12 protein-coding genes are annotated in these 15,166 nt (G+C 66.3%); all 12 read right to left on the bottom strand.

Features of this window, described 5'->3' with window-relative positions; genetic code table 11:
• Positions 1-89: 89 nt before the first annotated feature.
• On the bottom strand, positions 90-1,319 hold the full coding sequence (gene ftsA / locus ACLV74_RS03440; RefSeq protein WP_411877969.1) for a cell division protein FtsA: 1,230 nt from the start codon (positions 1,317-1,319) through the stop codon (positions 90-92).
• Between the two features lie 4 nt (positions 1,320-1,323).
• Positions 1,324-2,097, bottom strand: a complete 774-nt coding sequence (locus ACLV74_RS03435; RefSeq protein WP_411878044.1) for a cell division protein FtsQ/DivIB — start codon at positions 2,095-2,097, stop codon at positions 1,324-1,326.
• A gap of 31 nt (positions 2,098-2,128) precedes the next feature.
• Positions 2,129-3,100: a D-alanine--D-alanine ligase gene (locus tag ACLV74_RS03430; RefSeq protein ID WP_411877968.1), complete on the bottom strand. Its 972-nt coding sequence runs from the start codon at positions 3,098-3,100 to the stop codon at positions 2,129-2,131.
• The gene (gene murC, locus ACLV74_RS03425) at positions 3,097-4,530 is read right to left on the bottom strand and encodes a UDP-N-acetylmuramate--L-alanine ligase (protein WP_411877967.1); all 1,434 of its coding nucleotides are present in this window, start codon (positions 4,528-4,530) and stop codon (positions 3,097-3,099) included. The genes ACLV74_RS03430 and murC overlap by 4 nt, the downstream gene beginning before the upstream one ends.
• Complete coding sequence (gene murG / locus ACLV74_RS03420; protein WP_411877966.1) at positions 4,527-5,609, bottom strand: undecaprenyldiphospho-muramoylpentapeptide beta-N-acetylglucosaminyltransferase; 1,083 nt, start codon at positions 5,607-5,609, stop codon at positions 4,527-4,529. Before murG ends, murC begins: the two co-directional genes overlap by 4 nt.
• A 236-nt stretch (positions 5,610-5,845) precedes the next feature.
• Entirely contained in the window at positions 5,846-7,102 is a 1,257-nt protein-coding gene (gene ftsW / locus ACLV74_RS03415) for a putative lipid II flippase FtsW (protein WP_411877965.1), read from the bottom strand.
• The gene (gene murD / locus ACLV74_RS03410; protein ID WP_411877964.1) at positions 7,099-8,937 is read right to left on the bottom strand and encodes a UDP-N-acetylmuramoyl-L-alanine--D-glutamate ligase; all 1,839 of its coding nucleotides are present in this window, start codon (positions 8,935-8,937) and stop codon (positions 7,099-7,101) included. Before murD ends, ftsW begins: the two co-directional genes overlap by 4 nt.
• A gap of 5 nt (positions 8,938-8,942) precedes the next feature.
• A complete protein-coding gene (mraY, locus tag ACLV74_RS03405; RefSeq protein ID WP_411877963.1) occupies positions 8,943-10,121 on the bottom strand; it encodes a phospho-N-acetylmuramoyl-pentapeptide-transferase in 1,179 nt (392 codons plus the stop codon).
• Complete coding sequence (locus ACLV74_RS03400; protein ID WP_411877962.1) at positions 10,111-11,514, bottom strand: UDP-N-acetylmuramoyl-tripeptide--D-alanyl-D-alanine ligase; 1,404 nt, start codon at positions 11,512-11,514, stop codon at positions 10,111-10,113. The genes mraY and ACLV74_RS03400 overlap by 11 nt, the downstream gene beginning before the upstream one ends.
• Positions 11,511-13,001, bottom strand: coding sequence for a UDP-N-acetylmuramoyl-L-alanyl-D-glutamate--2,6-diaminopimelate ligase (locus ACLV74_RS03395; protein ID WP_411877961.1), 1,491 nt, complete (start codon positions 12,999-13,001; stop codon positions 11,511-11,513). Before ACLV74_RS03395 ends, ACLV74_RS03400 begins: the two co-directional genes overlap by 4 nt.
• Positions 12,998-14,731, bottom strand: coding sequence for a peptidoglycan D,D-transpeptidase FtsI family protein (locus ACLV74_RS03390; RefSeq protein WP_411877960.1), 1,734 nt, complete (start codon positions 14,729-14,731; stop codon positions 12,998-13,000). Before ACLV74_RS03390 ends, ACLV74_RS03395 begins: the two co-directional genes overlap by 4 nt.
• The gene (gene ftsL, locus ACLV74_RS03385) at positions 14,728-15,045 is read right to left on the bottom strand and encodes a cell division protein FtsL (RefSeq protein ID WP_411877959.1); all 318 of its coding nucleotides are present in this window, start codon (positions 15,043-15,045) and stop codon (positions 14,728-14,730) included. The genes ACLV74_RS03390 and ftsL overlap by 4 nt, the downstream gene beginning before the upstream one ends.
• Positions 15,046-15,166 lie beyond the last annotated feature (121 nt).

Genomic DNA, 15,166 nt, shown 5'->3' with positions numbered 1-15,166 from the left:
GACATGGCGTTCTCACGCAGGGGGGTCCGCCCCGCCTGAATGCATGCAACGTGAAGGCCTGCCGATAAAAGTGGAATAGGTTTTCATGGTCAGAAGTTCCCCACAAACCAGTCTTTGACCCTGCCGAATGCGTTGTGCACGCTGCCCGCCTTCTGCGACACCTTGTAGCCCCGCATGCGCGCCAGCCGGGCTTCCTCGAGCAGGCCCATGACCGTGGCGGCCCGGGCCTGGGCCACCATGTCGGACAGCGCGCTCGAATAACGCGGTATGCCGCGCCGCACCGGCTTGAGGAAAATGTCCTCGCCGAGTTCCACCATGCCGGGCATGACGGCGCTACCGCCGGTGATGACGATGCCGGATGACAGCACCTCTTCATAGCCCGACTCGCGGATCACCTGCTGGACCAGCGAAAAAATTTCCTCGATGCGCGGCTCGATCACACCGGCCAGCGCCTGCTTGCTCAGCATGCGCGGGCCGCGGTCGCCCAGGCCGGGCACCTCCACCTGCTGGTCCGGGTCGGCCAGCAGCTGCTTGGCGTAACCGCTTTCCACCTTGATGTCCTCGGCGTCCTTGGTGGGCGTGCGCAGCGCCATGGCGATGTCGCTGGTGATCAGGTCGCCGGCGATAGGGATCACCGCGGTGTGCCGGATGGCGCCGCCGGTGAAGATGGCGACGTCGGTGGTGCCCGCGCCTATGTCGACCAGCGCCACGCCGAGCTCCTGCTCGTCCTGCGTCAGCACCGCCAGGCTGGAGGCCAGCGGATTGAGCATCAGCTGGTCCACTTCCAGGCCGCAGCGCCGCACGCACTTGATGATGTTCTCCGCCGCGCTCTGCGCGCCCGTGACGATGTGCACCTTGGCTTCCAGGCGTATGCCGCTCATGCCTATGGGCTCGCGCACGTCCTGGCCGTCGATCACGAACTCCTGCGGCTCGACCAGCAGCAGGCGCTGGTCGGTCGAGATGTTGATGGCCTTGGCCGTCTCGATCACGCGCGCCACGTCGGCCTGCGTGACTTCCTTGTCCTTGACCGCCACCATGCCGCTGGAGTTGATGCCGCGTATGTGGCTGCCGGTGATGCCGGTGTAGACGCGGGCGATCTTGCAGTCGGCCATCAGCTCGGCCTCTTTCAAGGCCTGCTGGATGCTCTGCACCGTGGCGTCGATGTTGACCACCACGCCGCGCTTCAAGCCGTTGCTCGCCGCGATGCCCAGGCCCGCGAGCTTGAGCTCGCCGCCCGGCATGACCTCGGCCACCACGGCCATGACCTTGCTGGTGCCGATGTCCAGCCCAACCACCAGATCTTTGTATTCTTTGGCCATATGTTTACCTTTTTTTCTTTCCGTCGTCTTTGTCAGCGGAGGCACCCGTGGTGACACCCCTGAGCCTGATCGCATAGCCGTTGCCGTAACGCAGGTCGGCGGACTCCAGGTCCCGCCCGTAACGCGACGACACCTGCGTCACCGTGGCAATAAAGCGGCGCGTGCGCGCCTCGATTTCCGGCAGCGTGCCGTGGCCGAGTTCGATCACGGCGCCGCTGTCGAGCTGGGCGCGCCAACCGCCCTGGCCGCTCAGCTGCAACTGCTCCAGCGTGCTGTCCGTGTCGTCGAACAGGGGTGAGAGCGTCTGGAAGGCCTGCAGCACCAGCGGTGCCTGCCCCTGCGGGCCGTCCAGCACGGGCAGGTCTTCCGCCTCGACCTCGCCCTGGTTGGCCTCGAATACTTCGCCAAAATTGTTGACCAGGCGGGCGTCGCCCTCGGCGCCCCAGAAGGCCACCGGCTTGTGCTCCTGCAGCACCACCTTGAGGCGGTTCGGGAACTCGCGCTGCACCAGCGCCCGGCGCACCCAGGGCACCGACTCGAACACCGCGCGCGTGGCGCCCAGGTCCACCGTGAAAAAATTGCCGGCCAGCCGGGGCGCCACATTGGCGCGCAGCGTGACCGCGTTGTTGTGCGCGAGGTCGCCCTGCACGCGGATCGCGCTCAGGTTGAACAGCGATTGGCGCAGCACCCAGGCCACACCCAGCGCCACGACCATGGCGGCAAACGCCAGCCCCAGGACCACCGAGAAGGTGTTCATGAGCTTGACGTCCAGCGGCATGGCGGTGGGTTTGGGCGCTCTGCGGTTCAAATTACGCCTCCCCCTGCTTCAGATGGTCCAGCGCGGCGGTCTTGAGCACCTCCACGCACAGGTCTTCGTACGAAATGCCGGCCGCGCGCGCGGACATGGGCACCAGCGAGTGGCCCGTCATGCCGGGCGATGTGTTGATCTCCAGCAGGTAGGGCTTGCGCGTGGCCTTGTCTATCATCACGTCGGCGCGCGCCCAGCCGCGGCAGTTAAGGATGCGGAAGGTGTCCAGCACCAGTTGCTGGATCGCCGCCTCTTCGCCCTCGGGCAATTCGCAAGGCACGATGTACTGCGTGGTGTCGGTGAAGTATTTGTTCTGGTAGTCGTAGTTGCCGTCCGGCGCCACGATGCGGATCACGGGTAGCGCGCGTGCGCCGGCGCCGGTTCCCAGCACCGGACAGGTCACTTCGTCGCCGCTGATGAACTGCTCGCACAGCACATCGGCATCGAGTTTTTCGGCCTGCGCCACCGCCTCGGCCATGCCTTCGCGCGTGGTGACCTTGGTCAGGCCGATGGAAGAACCTTCGCGCGCGGGCTTGACGATGAGCGGCAGGCCCAGCGCGTCGGGCACGGCGGCGATGTCGGCCGCGCCATAGGCGCCGCGGCGCAGCAAGCGGTACTGAGGCGTCGGCAAGCCTTCGGAAATCATCACGCGCTTGGTCATGACCTTGTCGATCGCCATGCTGGAAGCCATCACGCCGGAGCCGGTGTAGGGAATGCCCAGCAATTCCAGCGCGCCCTGCACCGTGCCGTCCTCACCGAAACGGCCGTGCAGCGCGATGAAGCAGCGCTCAAAGCCGTCTTTCCTGAGCTCGGTGAGGTCGCGTTCCGCCGGGTCGAAGGCATGGGCGTCCACGCCGCGCGAGCGCAGCGCTTTCAGCACGCCGCTGCCCGACATCAGCGAGACTTCGCGCTCGGCCGACGCGCCGCCCATCAGGACGGCGACCTTGCCAAAGTTGGGGGTGTTCTGGTTCATGCTCGGGTTCCTGCGGTCTTGGAGTCTTCTGCGGCCTGCAGCATGTCGGCCACCCGGGCCGGCACCTGGCCTATGGAGCCGGCCCCCATGCACATCACGACATCGCCGCCCAGGGCGTTGTCCACAATCGCCTGCGGCATGGCGTCGATGTCGTCCACAAAGATCGGTTCGACCTTGCCGGCCACGCGCAGCGCGCGCGCCAGCGAGCGGCCGTCGGCCGCGACGATGGGCGCCTCTCCGGCGGCATACACCTCGGACAGCAACACGGCGTCGGCATTGCCTATGACCTTGACGAAATCCTCGAAACAATCGCGTGTGCGCGTGTAGCGGTGCGGCTGGAAGGCCAGCACCAGGCGCCGGCCCGGGAAGGCGCCGCGCGCGGCGGCCAGCGTCGCGGCCATCTCCACCGGGTGGTGGCCGTAGTCCTCGATCACGGTGAAATGCCCGCCGCCTTTGGCCGGCATGTCGCCGTAGCTCTGGAAGCGGCGGCCCACGCCGCGGAATTCGGCCAGCGCTTTTTGCACCGCCGCGTCGGGCACGTTGAGTTCGGCGGCGATGGCAATCGCCGACAAGGCATTGAGCACGTTGTGCTCGCCGGCCAGGTTGAGCACCACCTCCATGTCGGGCAGGGTGACGCCGTTGCGCCGCTGCGCCGTGAAATGCATTTGCGCGCCCACGGGCCGCACGTTGACGGCGCGCACCTGCGCGTCCTCGCCGAAGCCGTAGCTGGTGATGGGGCAGGACACCTGCGGCACGATGTCGCGCACGGCGGGGTCGTCGGTGCACAGGATCGCCGTGCCGTAAAAAGGCATGCGGTGCAGGAAGTCGACAAAGGCCTTCTTGAGGTTGCCGAAATCATGGCCGTACGTTTCCATGTGGTCGGCGTCGATGTTGGTGACGACCGCCATCACGGGCAGCAGGTTCAGGAAGGAGGCGTCCGATTCGTCGGCCTCGACCACGATGTAGTCGCCCGAGCCGAGCTTGGCGTTGGCGCCGGCGCTGTTCAGGCGCCCGCCTATCACGAAGGTCGGGTCCAGGCCGCCTTCGGCGAGCACGCTGGCCACCAGGCTGGTGGTGGTGGTCTTGCCGTGCGTCCCGGCGATGGCGATGCCCTGTTTGAGGCGCATCAGCTCGGCCAGCATCAACGCGCGCGGCACCACGGGAATGCGTTTCTCGCGTGCCGCCAGCACCTCGGGGTTGTCGGCCTGTACGGCGGTGGAGGTCACCACCGCGTCGACCATGGCGAGGTTGTCCGCCGCATGGCCGACAAAGGTCTTGATGCCCAGCCCGGCCAGGCGCCGCAGCGTGGCGCTGTCCGACAGGTCGGAACCGGAGATGACGTAGCCCAGGTTGTGCAGCACTTCGGCGATGCCGGACATGCCCGCGCCGCCCAGGCCGATGAAGTGGATGTTCTTGATGGCGTGTTTCATTTCGCCAGCTCCTCGCAGGCGGCCACCACCTGTGCGGTGGCATCGGTTTTTTGCATGGTCTTGGCCTGTAGCGCGCGCTCCAGAAGCGTGTAGCGCCCGGTTGTTTTGAGGATGTTGGCCAGCTTGTCCGCCGTCAGGTCGCGCTGCTGGATCAGCCAGCCGCCGCCCTGCTCTACCAGGAACTTCGCGTTGGCGGTCTGGTGGTCGTCGACGGCGGCCGGGAAAGGCACGAACAGCGCCGCGGCACCCACGGCCGCGATTTCGGTCACGGTGCTGGCGCCGGCGCGGCAGATGATCAGGTCGGCATCGGCAAAAGCCTGCGCGGTATCTTCGATAAAAGGCGTGAGTTCCGCTTTCACGCCGGCCGCCTTGTAGTTGGCGCGAAGCTCGTCGATCTGCTGGGCGCCGCTCTGGTGCGTGACCAGCGGCCGTCCGGCAACGGGAAGCAGCGCGAGCGCCTTGGGCACCAGTTCATTGAGCGCGCGCGCGCCCAGGCTGCCGCCCACCACCAGCAGCTTGAGCGGGCCGCCGCGGTCCGCGAAACGCTCGACCGGGCTGGGCTGGCGCGTGAAGGCCGGGCGCAGCGGGTTGCCTATCCATTCGCCTTTGCGGAACACATCGGGGAAAGCGGTGAAGACGCGATCCGCCACACTCGCCAGCACTTTGTTGACCATGCCGGCCACCGAGTTCTGCTCATGCAGCACGAGCGGCTTGCCCAGCAGCACGCTCATCATCCCGGCCGGAAAGCTGATGTAGCCGCCCAGGCCTACCACCACGTCGGGCTTGACGCGGCGCAGCACCTGGATGCTTTGCCAGAAAGCCTTGAGCAGACGCAGCGGCAGGAATGCCAGCGTGAGCACGCCCTTGCCGCGCACGCCGGAAAACTCGATGTGCTCGAACTCAAAACCGCGCGGCGGCACCAGCTGGCTTTCCATGCTGGGACGGTTGGCGCTGCCAAGACTGCCCAGCCAGTGCACGCGCCAGCCGCGCTCGCGCAGGGCCTCGGCCACGGCCAGGCCGGGGAAGATGTGCCCGCCGGTACCACCGGCCATGATCAGGGCGCAACGTTGTTCACTCATGCGCGGCCTCCGGGTTTTGCTCCTTCCCCTTTTGGGGGAAGGTTGGGATGGGGGCCGGCTGCTTATGCTCTTGCGCTATGCAGATCAAGAGGCCGCTGGCCCCTACCCCTGCCCTCCCCCAGCGGGGGAGGGAGAAATACTTCGTGTTCATGCTGTTCATGCGCGGCCTCCGCGCATCAACGGCGCTGGCGCGCCGCAGCGCTTCGCGCTGAGCCAGTTTTGGCGAAACAGACTGTTCATGCGCGGCCTCCGCGCATCAATAGCCTGTTTTCGTAATCGATCCGCAAAACCACCGCCAGCGAAATCAGGTTCATCAAAATCGCAGATCCGCCATAACTCATCAGCGGCAAGGTCAGCCCCTTGGTCGGCAAGGCGCCCAGGTTCACGCCGATGTTGATGAAGGTCTGGAAACCTATCCAGATGCCCACGCCCTGCGCGACCAGGCCGGCGAAGAGGCGGTCCAGCGCGATGGACTGGCGGCCTATGTGCATGATGCGGCGTGTCATCCACATGAAGAGGCCGATGACCACCAGCACGCCCAGCAGGCCGAACTCCTCGCCGATCACGGCCATCAGGAAGTCGGTGTGGGCTTCGGGCAGCCAGTGCAGTTTTTCGATGCTGCCGCCCAGGCCCACGCCGAAGATCTCGCCGCGGCCAAAGGCGATCAGCGAGTGCGAGAGCTGGTAGCCCTTGCCCATGGAGTATTTATCGCTCCAGGGGTCCAGGTAGGCAAAAATCCGTTCGCGCCGCCATTCGCTGAGCATCACCATCAGGCTGAAGGCGATCACCACCACGCCCGCAATGACGAAGAACATGCGCGCATTGACGCCGCCGAGGAAGAGGATGCCCATGGCGATCACCGAGATCACCATGAAAGCGCCCATGTCGGGCTCGGCCAGCAGCAGGAGGCCGACAATCGCGATGGCGATCGCCATGGGCATCACGGCGCGGAAGAAGCGCTCTTTCACTTCCATCTTGCGCACCATGTAGTCGGCCGCGTACAGCAGCACCGCGAATTTCGCGAGCTCCGACGGCTGGAAGTTCATGATGCCCAGCGAGATCCAGCGGCGCGCGCCGTTGACGCCCTTGCCGATGAAAGGCACCAGCACCAGGATCAGCAGCAGCAGCGAGACGACGAAGAGCCAGGGCGCGACCTTTTCCCAGGTCGCCAGCGGGACCTGGAAGGCCAGCACGGCGACGATGAAGGCAACGGCCAGCGAGAGCATGTGGCGCACCACAAAATGCGTGTGCGCATAGCGCGCGAACTTGGGGTTGTCCGGCATGGCGACGGAGGCCGAATACACCATGACCAGGCCCCACATCAGCAAGGCGACCGTGACCCAGAGCAGCGCCTGGTCGAAGCCGGCCATGCGCACGGGCGGCGCCGCCAGGGTGCGCGACAGGCTTTGCCCGCCCAGCCGCACGGGCAGGACCTCGGCCGCGGCCTTGCCGAAGCCGGAGAACCAGCCGGAAAGACGTGCTGCGGCCGTCACAGCACCTCCCCCTGGTCGCGGGCCAAAGCCTGCACCGCTTCGCAGAAGACGCGGGCGCGGTGCTCGTAGTTGTCGAACATGTCGAAGCTGGCGCAGGCGGGCGACATCAGCACGGCATCACCGGTCTGGGCCTGCTGCGCGGCCAGGGTGACAGCCTCTTCCATCGAGCCGGCGTCGAACATGGGAATGTTGCGCGGCAGGGCTTCCTTGATCAAGGGAGCGTCCCGCCCTATCAGCACCACGGCACGCACATGGCGCTGCACCGGGTCGGCCAGCGGCGAGAAGTCCTGCCCCTTGCCTTCGCCGCCCAGGATCAGCACCAGCTTGCGGTCCAGCCCCAGGCCTGTCAGCGCCGCCACGGTGGCGCCCACATTGGTGCCTTTGCTGTCGTCGAAGTATTCGACGTCCTTGACGACGGCAACCGACTCGACACGGTGCGGCTCGCCGCGGTATTCGCGCAGGCCGTGCAGCATGGGCGCCAGGTTGCAGCCCGCTGCCACGGCCAGGCCCAGCGCCGCCAGGGCATTGGTGGCGTTGTGGCGTCCGCGTATGCGCAGGGCTTCGATAGGCATGAGGCGCTGCACATGCAGTTCCACCTCTTCGTCCTTGCGGCGCTTGATGGTTTCGTCGGCCTCGGCGGCGCGCACCAGCCAGGTCATGCCGTTGACGGTTTCAATGCCGTAGTCGCCGGGGCGTTGCGGCTCGCCCGCGCCGAAGGTGGCATGCGGGCGCAGCTGCGGCGGCTTCAGGCGCACCTTGACGGGCGGCGGCAGCATGGCCATCACGCGCGCGTCGTCGCGGTTGAGCAGCATGAAGGTGCTGTTGCCGAACACCTTGGCCTTGGCCGCGACATAGGCATCCATGTCGCCGTGCCAGTCCAGGTGGTCCTGCGTGATGTTGAGCACCACGGCTGCCGTCGGTTCAAAGCCCTGCACGTCGGCCAGCTGGAAGCTGGACAGCTCCAGCACCCAGACCTGCGGCAGGGTTTGCGCGTCCATGTGGGCCGACAGCGTGTCGAGCAGCGTGGGGCCGATGTTGCCGGCCACGGCCACAGTTTTACCGGCGCGCTGCACCAATTGGCCGAGCAGCGAGGTCACGGTGGTTTTGCCGTTGGTGCCGGTGATGGCCAGCACCGCGGGGCGGTAGCCAGGCACGGGTTCGGCCTGCACCAGGGCCAGCAGGGCGGCAGGCAGCGCGGCTTCTTCGCCGGCGTCGTCGGGAACCGGCAGGCCGTCGGTGGCCTCGGTTGCGGCCATGGCCGTCTCTTGCAACTCGCTGGAAGCCTCGGCCGCCAAAACGGCTTCGCCTTCGGGCGAATCAGAGGCATCGACGACATCGGTCACAGCGGCGCCTTCGTCAACGGCTTCGGCCGCGCCAGACGTATCGGACACCTCAGGCGCCTCGGGCGACCCGGACAAGGGCGCATCCGCCGGTAGCTCGGGCGTCGCAGCAGCTTGCTCAGGCTCTTCAACCACCTCGGCGGCCGGCGGCTCGCCCAGGTCGGCCAGCGCGCGCGCAAACAGGTCCAGTTCCCCGCCCACCGGCAGCCCCATGGCGCGCGCGGCATCAGCCACCGGCGCAATGGTCTCGGGCGTCAGGCCCGGCGAGCGGTAGACGGCGCGCACCGCCGTGCCCTGCACCAGTTCCGGCGTGAAGGCACCGCCCACAAAAGCCACGGCCGGAAGTTCCTCGCGCAGCGTGGCCAGCAGGGGCGGCGTTTCGCGCGTATCGGCAACCGTCACATGTGCTCCGTGGCGCGCGCACCAGCGCGCCATGGCCAGGCCGGACGCGCCCAGGCCCAGGATCAACACGGTTTGGTCTTGTAAATGCCGCATGCCTGTTACCTGAGCTTCAAGGTGGAAAGGCCGATGAGGCACAGCAGCATGGTGATGATCCAGAAACGCACGACCACCTGCGTTTCTTTCCAGCCGCTTTTCTCGAAGTGATGGTGCAAAGGCGCCATCTTGAGGATGCGCCGGCCTTCGCCGTAGCGCTTCTTGGTGTACTTGAACCAGGTCACCTGCAGCATCACGGAAAGCGCCTCGACGACGAAGATGCCGCCCATGATGGCCAGCACGATTTCCTGGCGCACGATGACGGCGATGGTGCCCAGCGCGGCGCCCAGCGCCAGTGCGCCCACGTCGCCCATGAAGACCTGGGCCGGGTGGGTGTTGAACCACAGGAAGGCCAGGCCCGCGCCGGCCATGGCGGAGCAGAAAATCAGCAACTCGCCCGAACCGGGGATGTGCGGAAAGAAAAGGTACTTGGAATAGACCGAGCTGCCGGTGACGTAAGCGAACACGCCCAGCGCCGAGCCCACCATGACCACCGGCATGATGGCCAGGCCGTCCAGGCCGTCGGTCAGGTTGACGGCGTTGCTCGATCCCACGATCACGAGGTAGGTCAGGATCACAAAGCCGAACACGCCCAGCGGATAGCTGATTTCCTTGACGAAGGGCACGAGCAGACCGGCCTTGGGCGGCAGGTTCACGTCAAAGCCCGATTGCACCCAACTGAAGAACAGCTCGAGCACGCGCATGTTGGAACTCTCGGAAATGCTGAACACCAGGTACAGCGCCGCGACCAGCCCGATGATGGACTGCCACATGTATTTCTCGCGCGAACGCATGCCTTCCGGGTCCTTGAGCACGACCTTGCGCCAGTCGTCGGCCCAGCCGATGGCGCCGAAGCCCAGCGTGACGATGAGGACGATCCAGACAAAACGGTTGGACAGGTCGAACCACAGCAGCGTGGAGATGCCTATGGCCAGCAGGATCAGCACGCCGCCCATGGTGGGCGTGCCGCTCTTGCTCAGGTGCGTCTGCATCGCGTATTCGCGGATGGGCTGGCCGATCTTGAGCGAGATGAGCCGACGGATCACAAAAGGCCCGGCCAGCAGGCCGATCAGCAGCGCGGTGAGCGCGGCCATGACGGCGCGGAAGGTCAGGTACTGGAACACCCTGAAGAACCCGAACTCGGGGGAAATCGACTGGAGCCACTGGGCCAGACTAAGCAGCATGGGGCTCTCCCTTTTGATGTTGTTGTGATTGATCTTGCGCATGGGCCGTGATGGCCTGCACCACACGTTCCATCTTCATGAAGCGGGAGCCTTTGACCAGCACGCTGCCGGTGTGGGGCAACTCGGCCAGCACGGCGGCGGTTAGCCCGTCGATGCTCCCGAAAATTTGCGCATTCCCGAAGCCGGTTGCGGCGTTTTTTGATTGCTCGCCCAGCGTGAACAGCTTTTCAATGCCCAGCGCGCGCGCATGGCGGCCGGCTTCATCGTGGAACTGCGGGCCCTGGTCGCCGACCTCGCCCATGTCGCCCATCACCATCAGGCGCGGGCCGGGCAGTTCGGCCAGCACTTCCAGCGCGGCACGCATGGAGTCGGGATTGGCGTTGTAGCTGTCGTCGACCAGCGTCAGCACCCGGCCCGGCAAATTCACGGCAATGGCGCGCGAACGGCCTTTGACCGGCACAAAGGCCGAGAGTCCTGCGGAGATCGAAGCCAGCGGCACACCCGCGGCCAGCGCGCAGGCCGTGGCGGCCAGGGCATTCTTGACGTTGTGCCGGCCGGCGATGTGCAGCGAGAAGTCGGTGTTGCCTGCGGGTGTGGCGGCAGCGACCTTCCAGCAGCCGCCCTCCCATTGCGCGCTGCCGGTGACGTCGGCATTGCCTGAGAGCGCGAAGGTCAGCACCTTGCGCGCGCCCACGAGTTCGCGCCACAGCGGGGTGTAATCGTCGTCCGCGGGAAACACCGCCGTGCCCGCCGCATCCAGCGACTGGAATACCGAGCCATTCTCACGGGCCACCGCTTCGACCGTGGCCATGAACTCCAGGTGCTCACGCTGCGCGTTGTTGACCAGCGCGACGGTGGGCTTGCTGAGTTCGGCCAGGTAGGCGATTTCGCCCGGGTGGTTCATGCCGAGTTCAACCACGCCCACTTCGTGCGCGGCCGACAGGCGCAGCAGCGTGAGCGGCACGCCGATGTCGTTATTGAGGTTGCCTTCGGTGGCGAAGGCCTTGTCGGCCTTCCATGCGCGCAGGATGGCCGCGATCATTTGCGTGACGGTGGTTTTCCCGTTGCTGCCCGTGACCGCGACCAGGGGCAGCTTGAACTGCGAACGCCAGCCAGCCGCCAGCCGCCCCAGTGCCAGGCGCGTGTCGGGTACTTCCAGGCCCGGGAGGCCGGCCTCTGCCAGGCCGTGATGGGCAATGGCCGCCACCGCGCCTTGCGCCCTGGCCTGCGCGAGGAATTCATGGGCGTCGAAGCGCTCGCCCTTGAGCGCGACAAACAGGTCGCCCGCCTGCAGGCTGCGCGTGTCGGTGTTGACGCGCAGGATCTGCACGTTTGCATCGCCCACGAGGCGAACGCCGGGCAGCCAGCCCAGGGCTTGTTGCAGGCGCATCATGCTTGCGCTCCTGGCTGGGATTCCAAAGCATCGAGCGCCGCCTGCGCATGCTCGCGATCGGAGAAGGGAAGCTTCACGCCACCCGCTTCCTGGAAACTTTCGTGGCCTTTTCCGGCCAGCAGCACCACGTCCGCAGATCCGGCCAGAGTCAGGGCGTGCGTGATGGCGGCCGCCCTGTCGACCTGCACGTGCACGGCGTCGCGGTGGCTCAAGCCCAGCAGGACCTGGCAGATGATGGCCAGCGGGTTTTCGCTGCGCGGGTTGTCGCTGGTCACCACCACTTGATCGGCATTCTTTTCAGCGACGGCCGCCATCAGCGGGCGCTTGGTGGCGTCGCGGTCACCGCCGCAGCCGAACACGCACCAGAGCTGGCCGCCGCGGCGCGCCGCCGCCGGCCGCAGCGCGAGCAGCACTTTTTCGAGGGCGTCGGGCGTGTGCGCGTAGTCGATGACCACCAGCGGCCGCCCCGGCGTGGCAAGCGTCTCGGTGCGGCCGGGCACGGGCAGCAGGCCGCTGCAGGCATTCACCGCATCGGCCAGTGGAACGCCCATGGCGCGCAGGGCGGCGAGCACGCCGAGCAGGTTGGAGACGTTGTACTGGCCGACCAGTTGCACGGCAAGCATGTGGCTTTCGGCGCCTTCGGCCACTTCAAAGCTCAAGGCATCCACACCATGCTCGATCTTGCGTGCCTGCAGGCGAGCCGGCTCCACACAGGATACGGTCCACAGGTCCAGGCCGCTTCCGACCAGCGATTCCTTGAGTTCGGCGCCCTTGGCGTCGTCGATGTTGATGACCGCCGCCTTCAGGCCCGGCCAGCCGAAGAGTTTGGCCTTGGCCTCCCAGTAATCCTGCATGGACGCGTGGTAGTCGAGATGGTCCTGCGTGAAATTGGTGAAGATGGCGACTTCGATGGCCGTCGCGTCCAGGCGGTGTTCAACCACGCCGATGGACGAGGCCTCCAGCGCGCAGGCGACGAAGCCTTCGTCGGCGAAGCGCCGCAGTTCCTGCTGCAACAGCACCGGATCGGGCGTGGTCAGGCCGTTGGAAACCATGGCGCCGGGCTCGCCTGTGCCCAGCGTGCCGATGAGGCCGCATTTGCGCCCCAGCCTGCCCAGGGCCTGCGCCAGCCACCAGGCGGTGGAGGTCTTGCCGTTGGTGCCGGTGACGGCCGAAATCCGCAGTTGCCGGCTCGGTTCGTTGAAATAGACAGCGGCGATGGGCCCGGTCGCGGCCTTCAGGCCTGCGTACTCGGCGACTTTTTCGTCCTGAAAATCATAGGCGGCTGCGCCGTCCTGTTCGACCAGGCAGGCCGTGGCGCCCGCGCCCAGCGCAGCGCCCACAAACTTGCGCCCGTCGGTCGCCGCGCCGGGCCAGGCGATAAAGCCGTCGCCCTTGGCGAGCTTGCGGCTGTCCGTGCGCAGGCTGCCCGTCACGCGTTCGCGCAGCCAGCCGGCGGCTTGTTCAGGGGTGTGGAGTTGCGTGCTCAAAACGACTCCTCCACGGCCTGGGTGGTGATCTGCGGCTTGACGCTCATGTCGGGCTGCACGCCCATCATGCGCAGGGTCTGCTGCACGACCTCGCTGAAAACAGGCGCGGCAGCCACACCGCCGAAGTAGTTGCCGTCGCTGGGCTCGTCGATCATCACGCCGACGATGATGCGCGGCGCTTCGATGGGCGCCATGCCGGTAAACCAGGCGCGGTATTTGTTGGTGGCATAACCCTTGCCGACCTGTTTGTGGGCCGTACCCGACTTGCCGCCCACGGAATAGCCCACGGTCTGCGCCAGCGGGCCGGTGCCGCCGGGGGCGGCGGCCATCTGCAGCATGCGGCGAACGGCATGCGCGTTCTCGGCGGAAAACACCTTCACGCCCACGGCGGGCTCGTCGCTCTTGAGCATGGTGACGGGGATGATCTGGCCGTCATGCGCGAACGCGGTGTAGGAGTGCGCCATCTGGAACAGCGAGGCCGACAGGCCGTAGCCGTAGGCCATGGTCGCCTGCTCGACAGGGCGCCAGGTTTTCCAGGGCCGCACACGCCCCGTGACCGCGCCGGGGAACTGGATCTGCGGTTTCTGCCCGTAGCCCAGCGCCGTGTAGGTGTCCCACATTTCCTGCGGGGTCATCTTCTGGGCGATCTTCAGCGCGCCGACGTTGCTGGATTTCTGGATCACGCCCTCGACCGTCAGCGTGCCGTAGTTGTGGGTGTCGCTGATGGTGAAGCCGCCGATGTTGTAGCGGCCGGGCCCGGTTTCGATGATGGTTTGCGGCTTGATGCGCCCGGCCTCCAGCGCCATGGCCACCGTGATCGGTTTCATGGTGGAGCCGGGCTCGAAGGTGTCGGTGAGGGCGCGGTTGCGCAGTTGCTCGCCGGTCAGGTTCTTGCGCTTGTCGGGCACGTAACTGGGGTAGTTCACCAGCGCCAGCACTTCGCCGGTGGTGGAATCCAGCACCACGACGCTGCCGGCCTTGGCCTTGCGCGCGATGACCGCGTCGCGCAGCTTCTGGTAGGCGAAGAACTGCACCTTGCTGTCTATGCTCAGCTGGATGTCCTTGCCTTCGACGGGATGCACCTGCTCGCCAACGTCCTCGACGACGCGGCCCAGGCGGTCCTTGATGACGCGGCGCGACCCGGCCTTGCCCGCCAGGTCCTTGTTGAAGGTCAGTTCTATGCCTTCCTGGCCGCGGTCCTCGACGTTGGTAAAACCCACCACGTGGGCCACGGTTTCACCCTCGGGGTACTGGCGCTTGTATTCCTTGCGCTGGTAAATGCCCTTGATGCCCAGCGCGTGGATTTTTTGCGCCACGGGCTCGTCGACTTGGCGCTTGATCCAGACAAAAGTCTTGTCTTCCTCAGCGAGTTTTTTGTTGAGGTCGGCCAGCGGCATTTCCAGTAGCCCGGCCAGTTCGGCCAGTTGCGCCTTGCTGGCTTCGACGTCTTCCGGGATGGCCCAGATACTGGGCGCCGGCACGCTGGACGCGAGGATCAGGCCGTTGCGGTCCAGGATGCGGCCGCGGTTGGCGGGCAGCTCCAGCGTGCGGGCAAAACGCACCTCGCCCTGGCGCTGGAAAAATTCGTTGCCGAAGATCTGGATGTAGGCCGCGCGGCCGGCCAGCCCGGCAAAGGCCAGCGCGATGCCGGCCACAATGAATTTGCTGCGCCAGACGGGTGTCTTGCTGGCCAGCAGGGGACTGGAAGAATAAAGGACGCTGCGGCTCATGGCTTGCCGCCTCCGGGCGCCGAGGCCGCAAGGGGCGCAGCGGCCGGCGCGTCCTTGTAGGTCACGTATTGCGTGATGGCCGGGGTCACCGTGCGCATCTGCAGGCGTTCTTTCGCGAGCTTTTCCACCTTCAGGGGCGTGGCTTGGGCGCGTTTTTCCACCTGCAGGCGTTCGTTGTCCATTTCGATCTTGCGGGCCTCGGCCGTCGCTTTTTCAAGCTCGACGTAGAGGCGGCGCGACTCGTACTGGGTGCGCACGAGGTACAGCGCGCTGGCGAGCACGGCCAAAAGAAGAATGAAGTTCAGCCTGGCCATGACATGGCCCCCACGCTTGTCGCTTCGCGTACTACGCGAGGCCTTGCAGGCCTTGGCTTGCGAGACGCTTCGCCTCTGTCGCCCGTCCAAGCCTGCGCTGGCAGGCTTGGAGCCGCGGGCT

This window comes from Polaromonas sp. YR568, from assembly GCF_943369415.1.
In the GTDB taxonomy this organism is placed as follows: domain Bacteria; phylum Pseudomonadota; class Gammaproteobacteria; order Burkholderiales; family Burkholderiaceae_C; genus Polaromonas.
The sequence above is the reverse complement of the archived record's forward strand: the minus strand, read 5'-3'. Positions and strand labels throughout refer to the sequence as shown.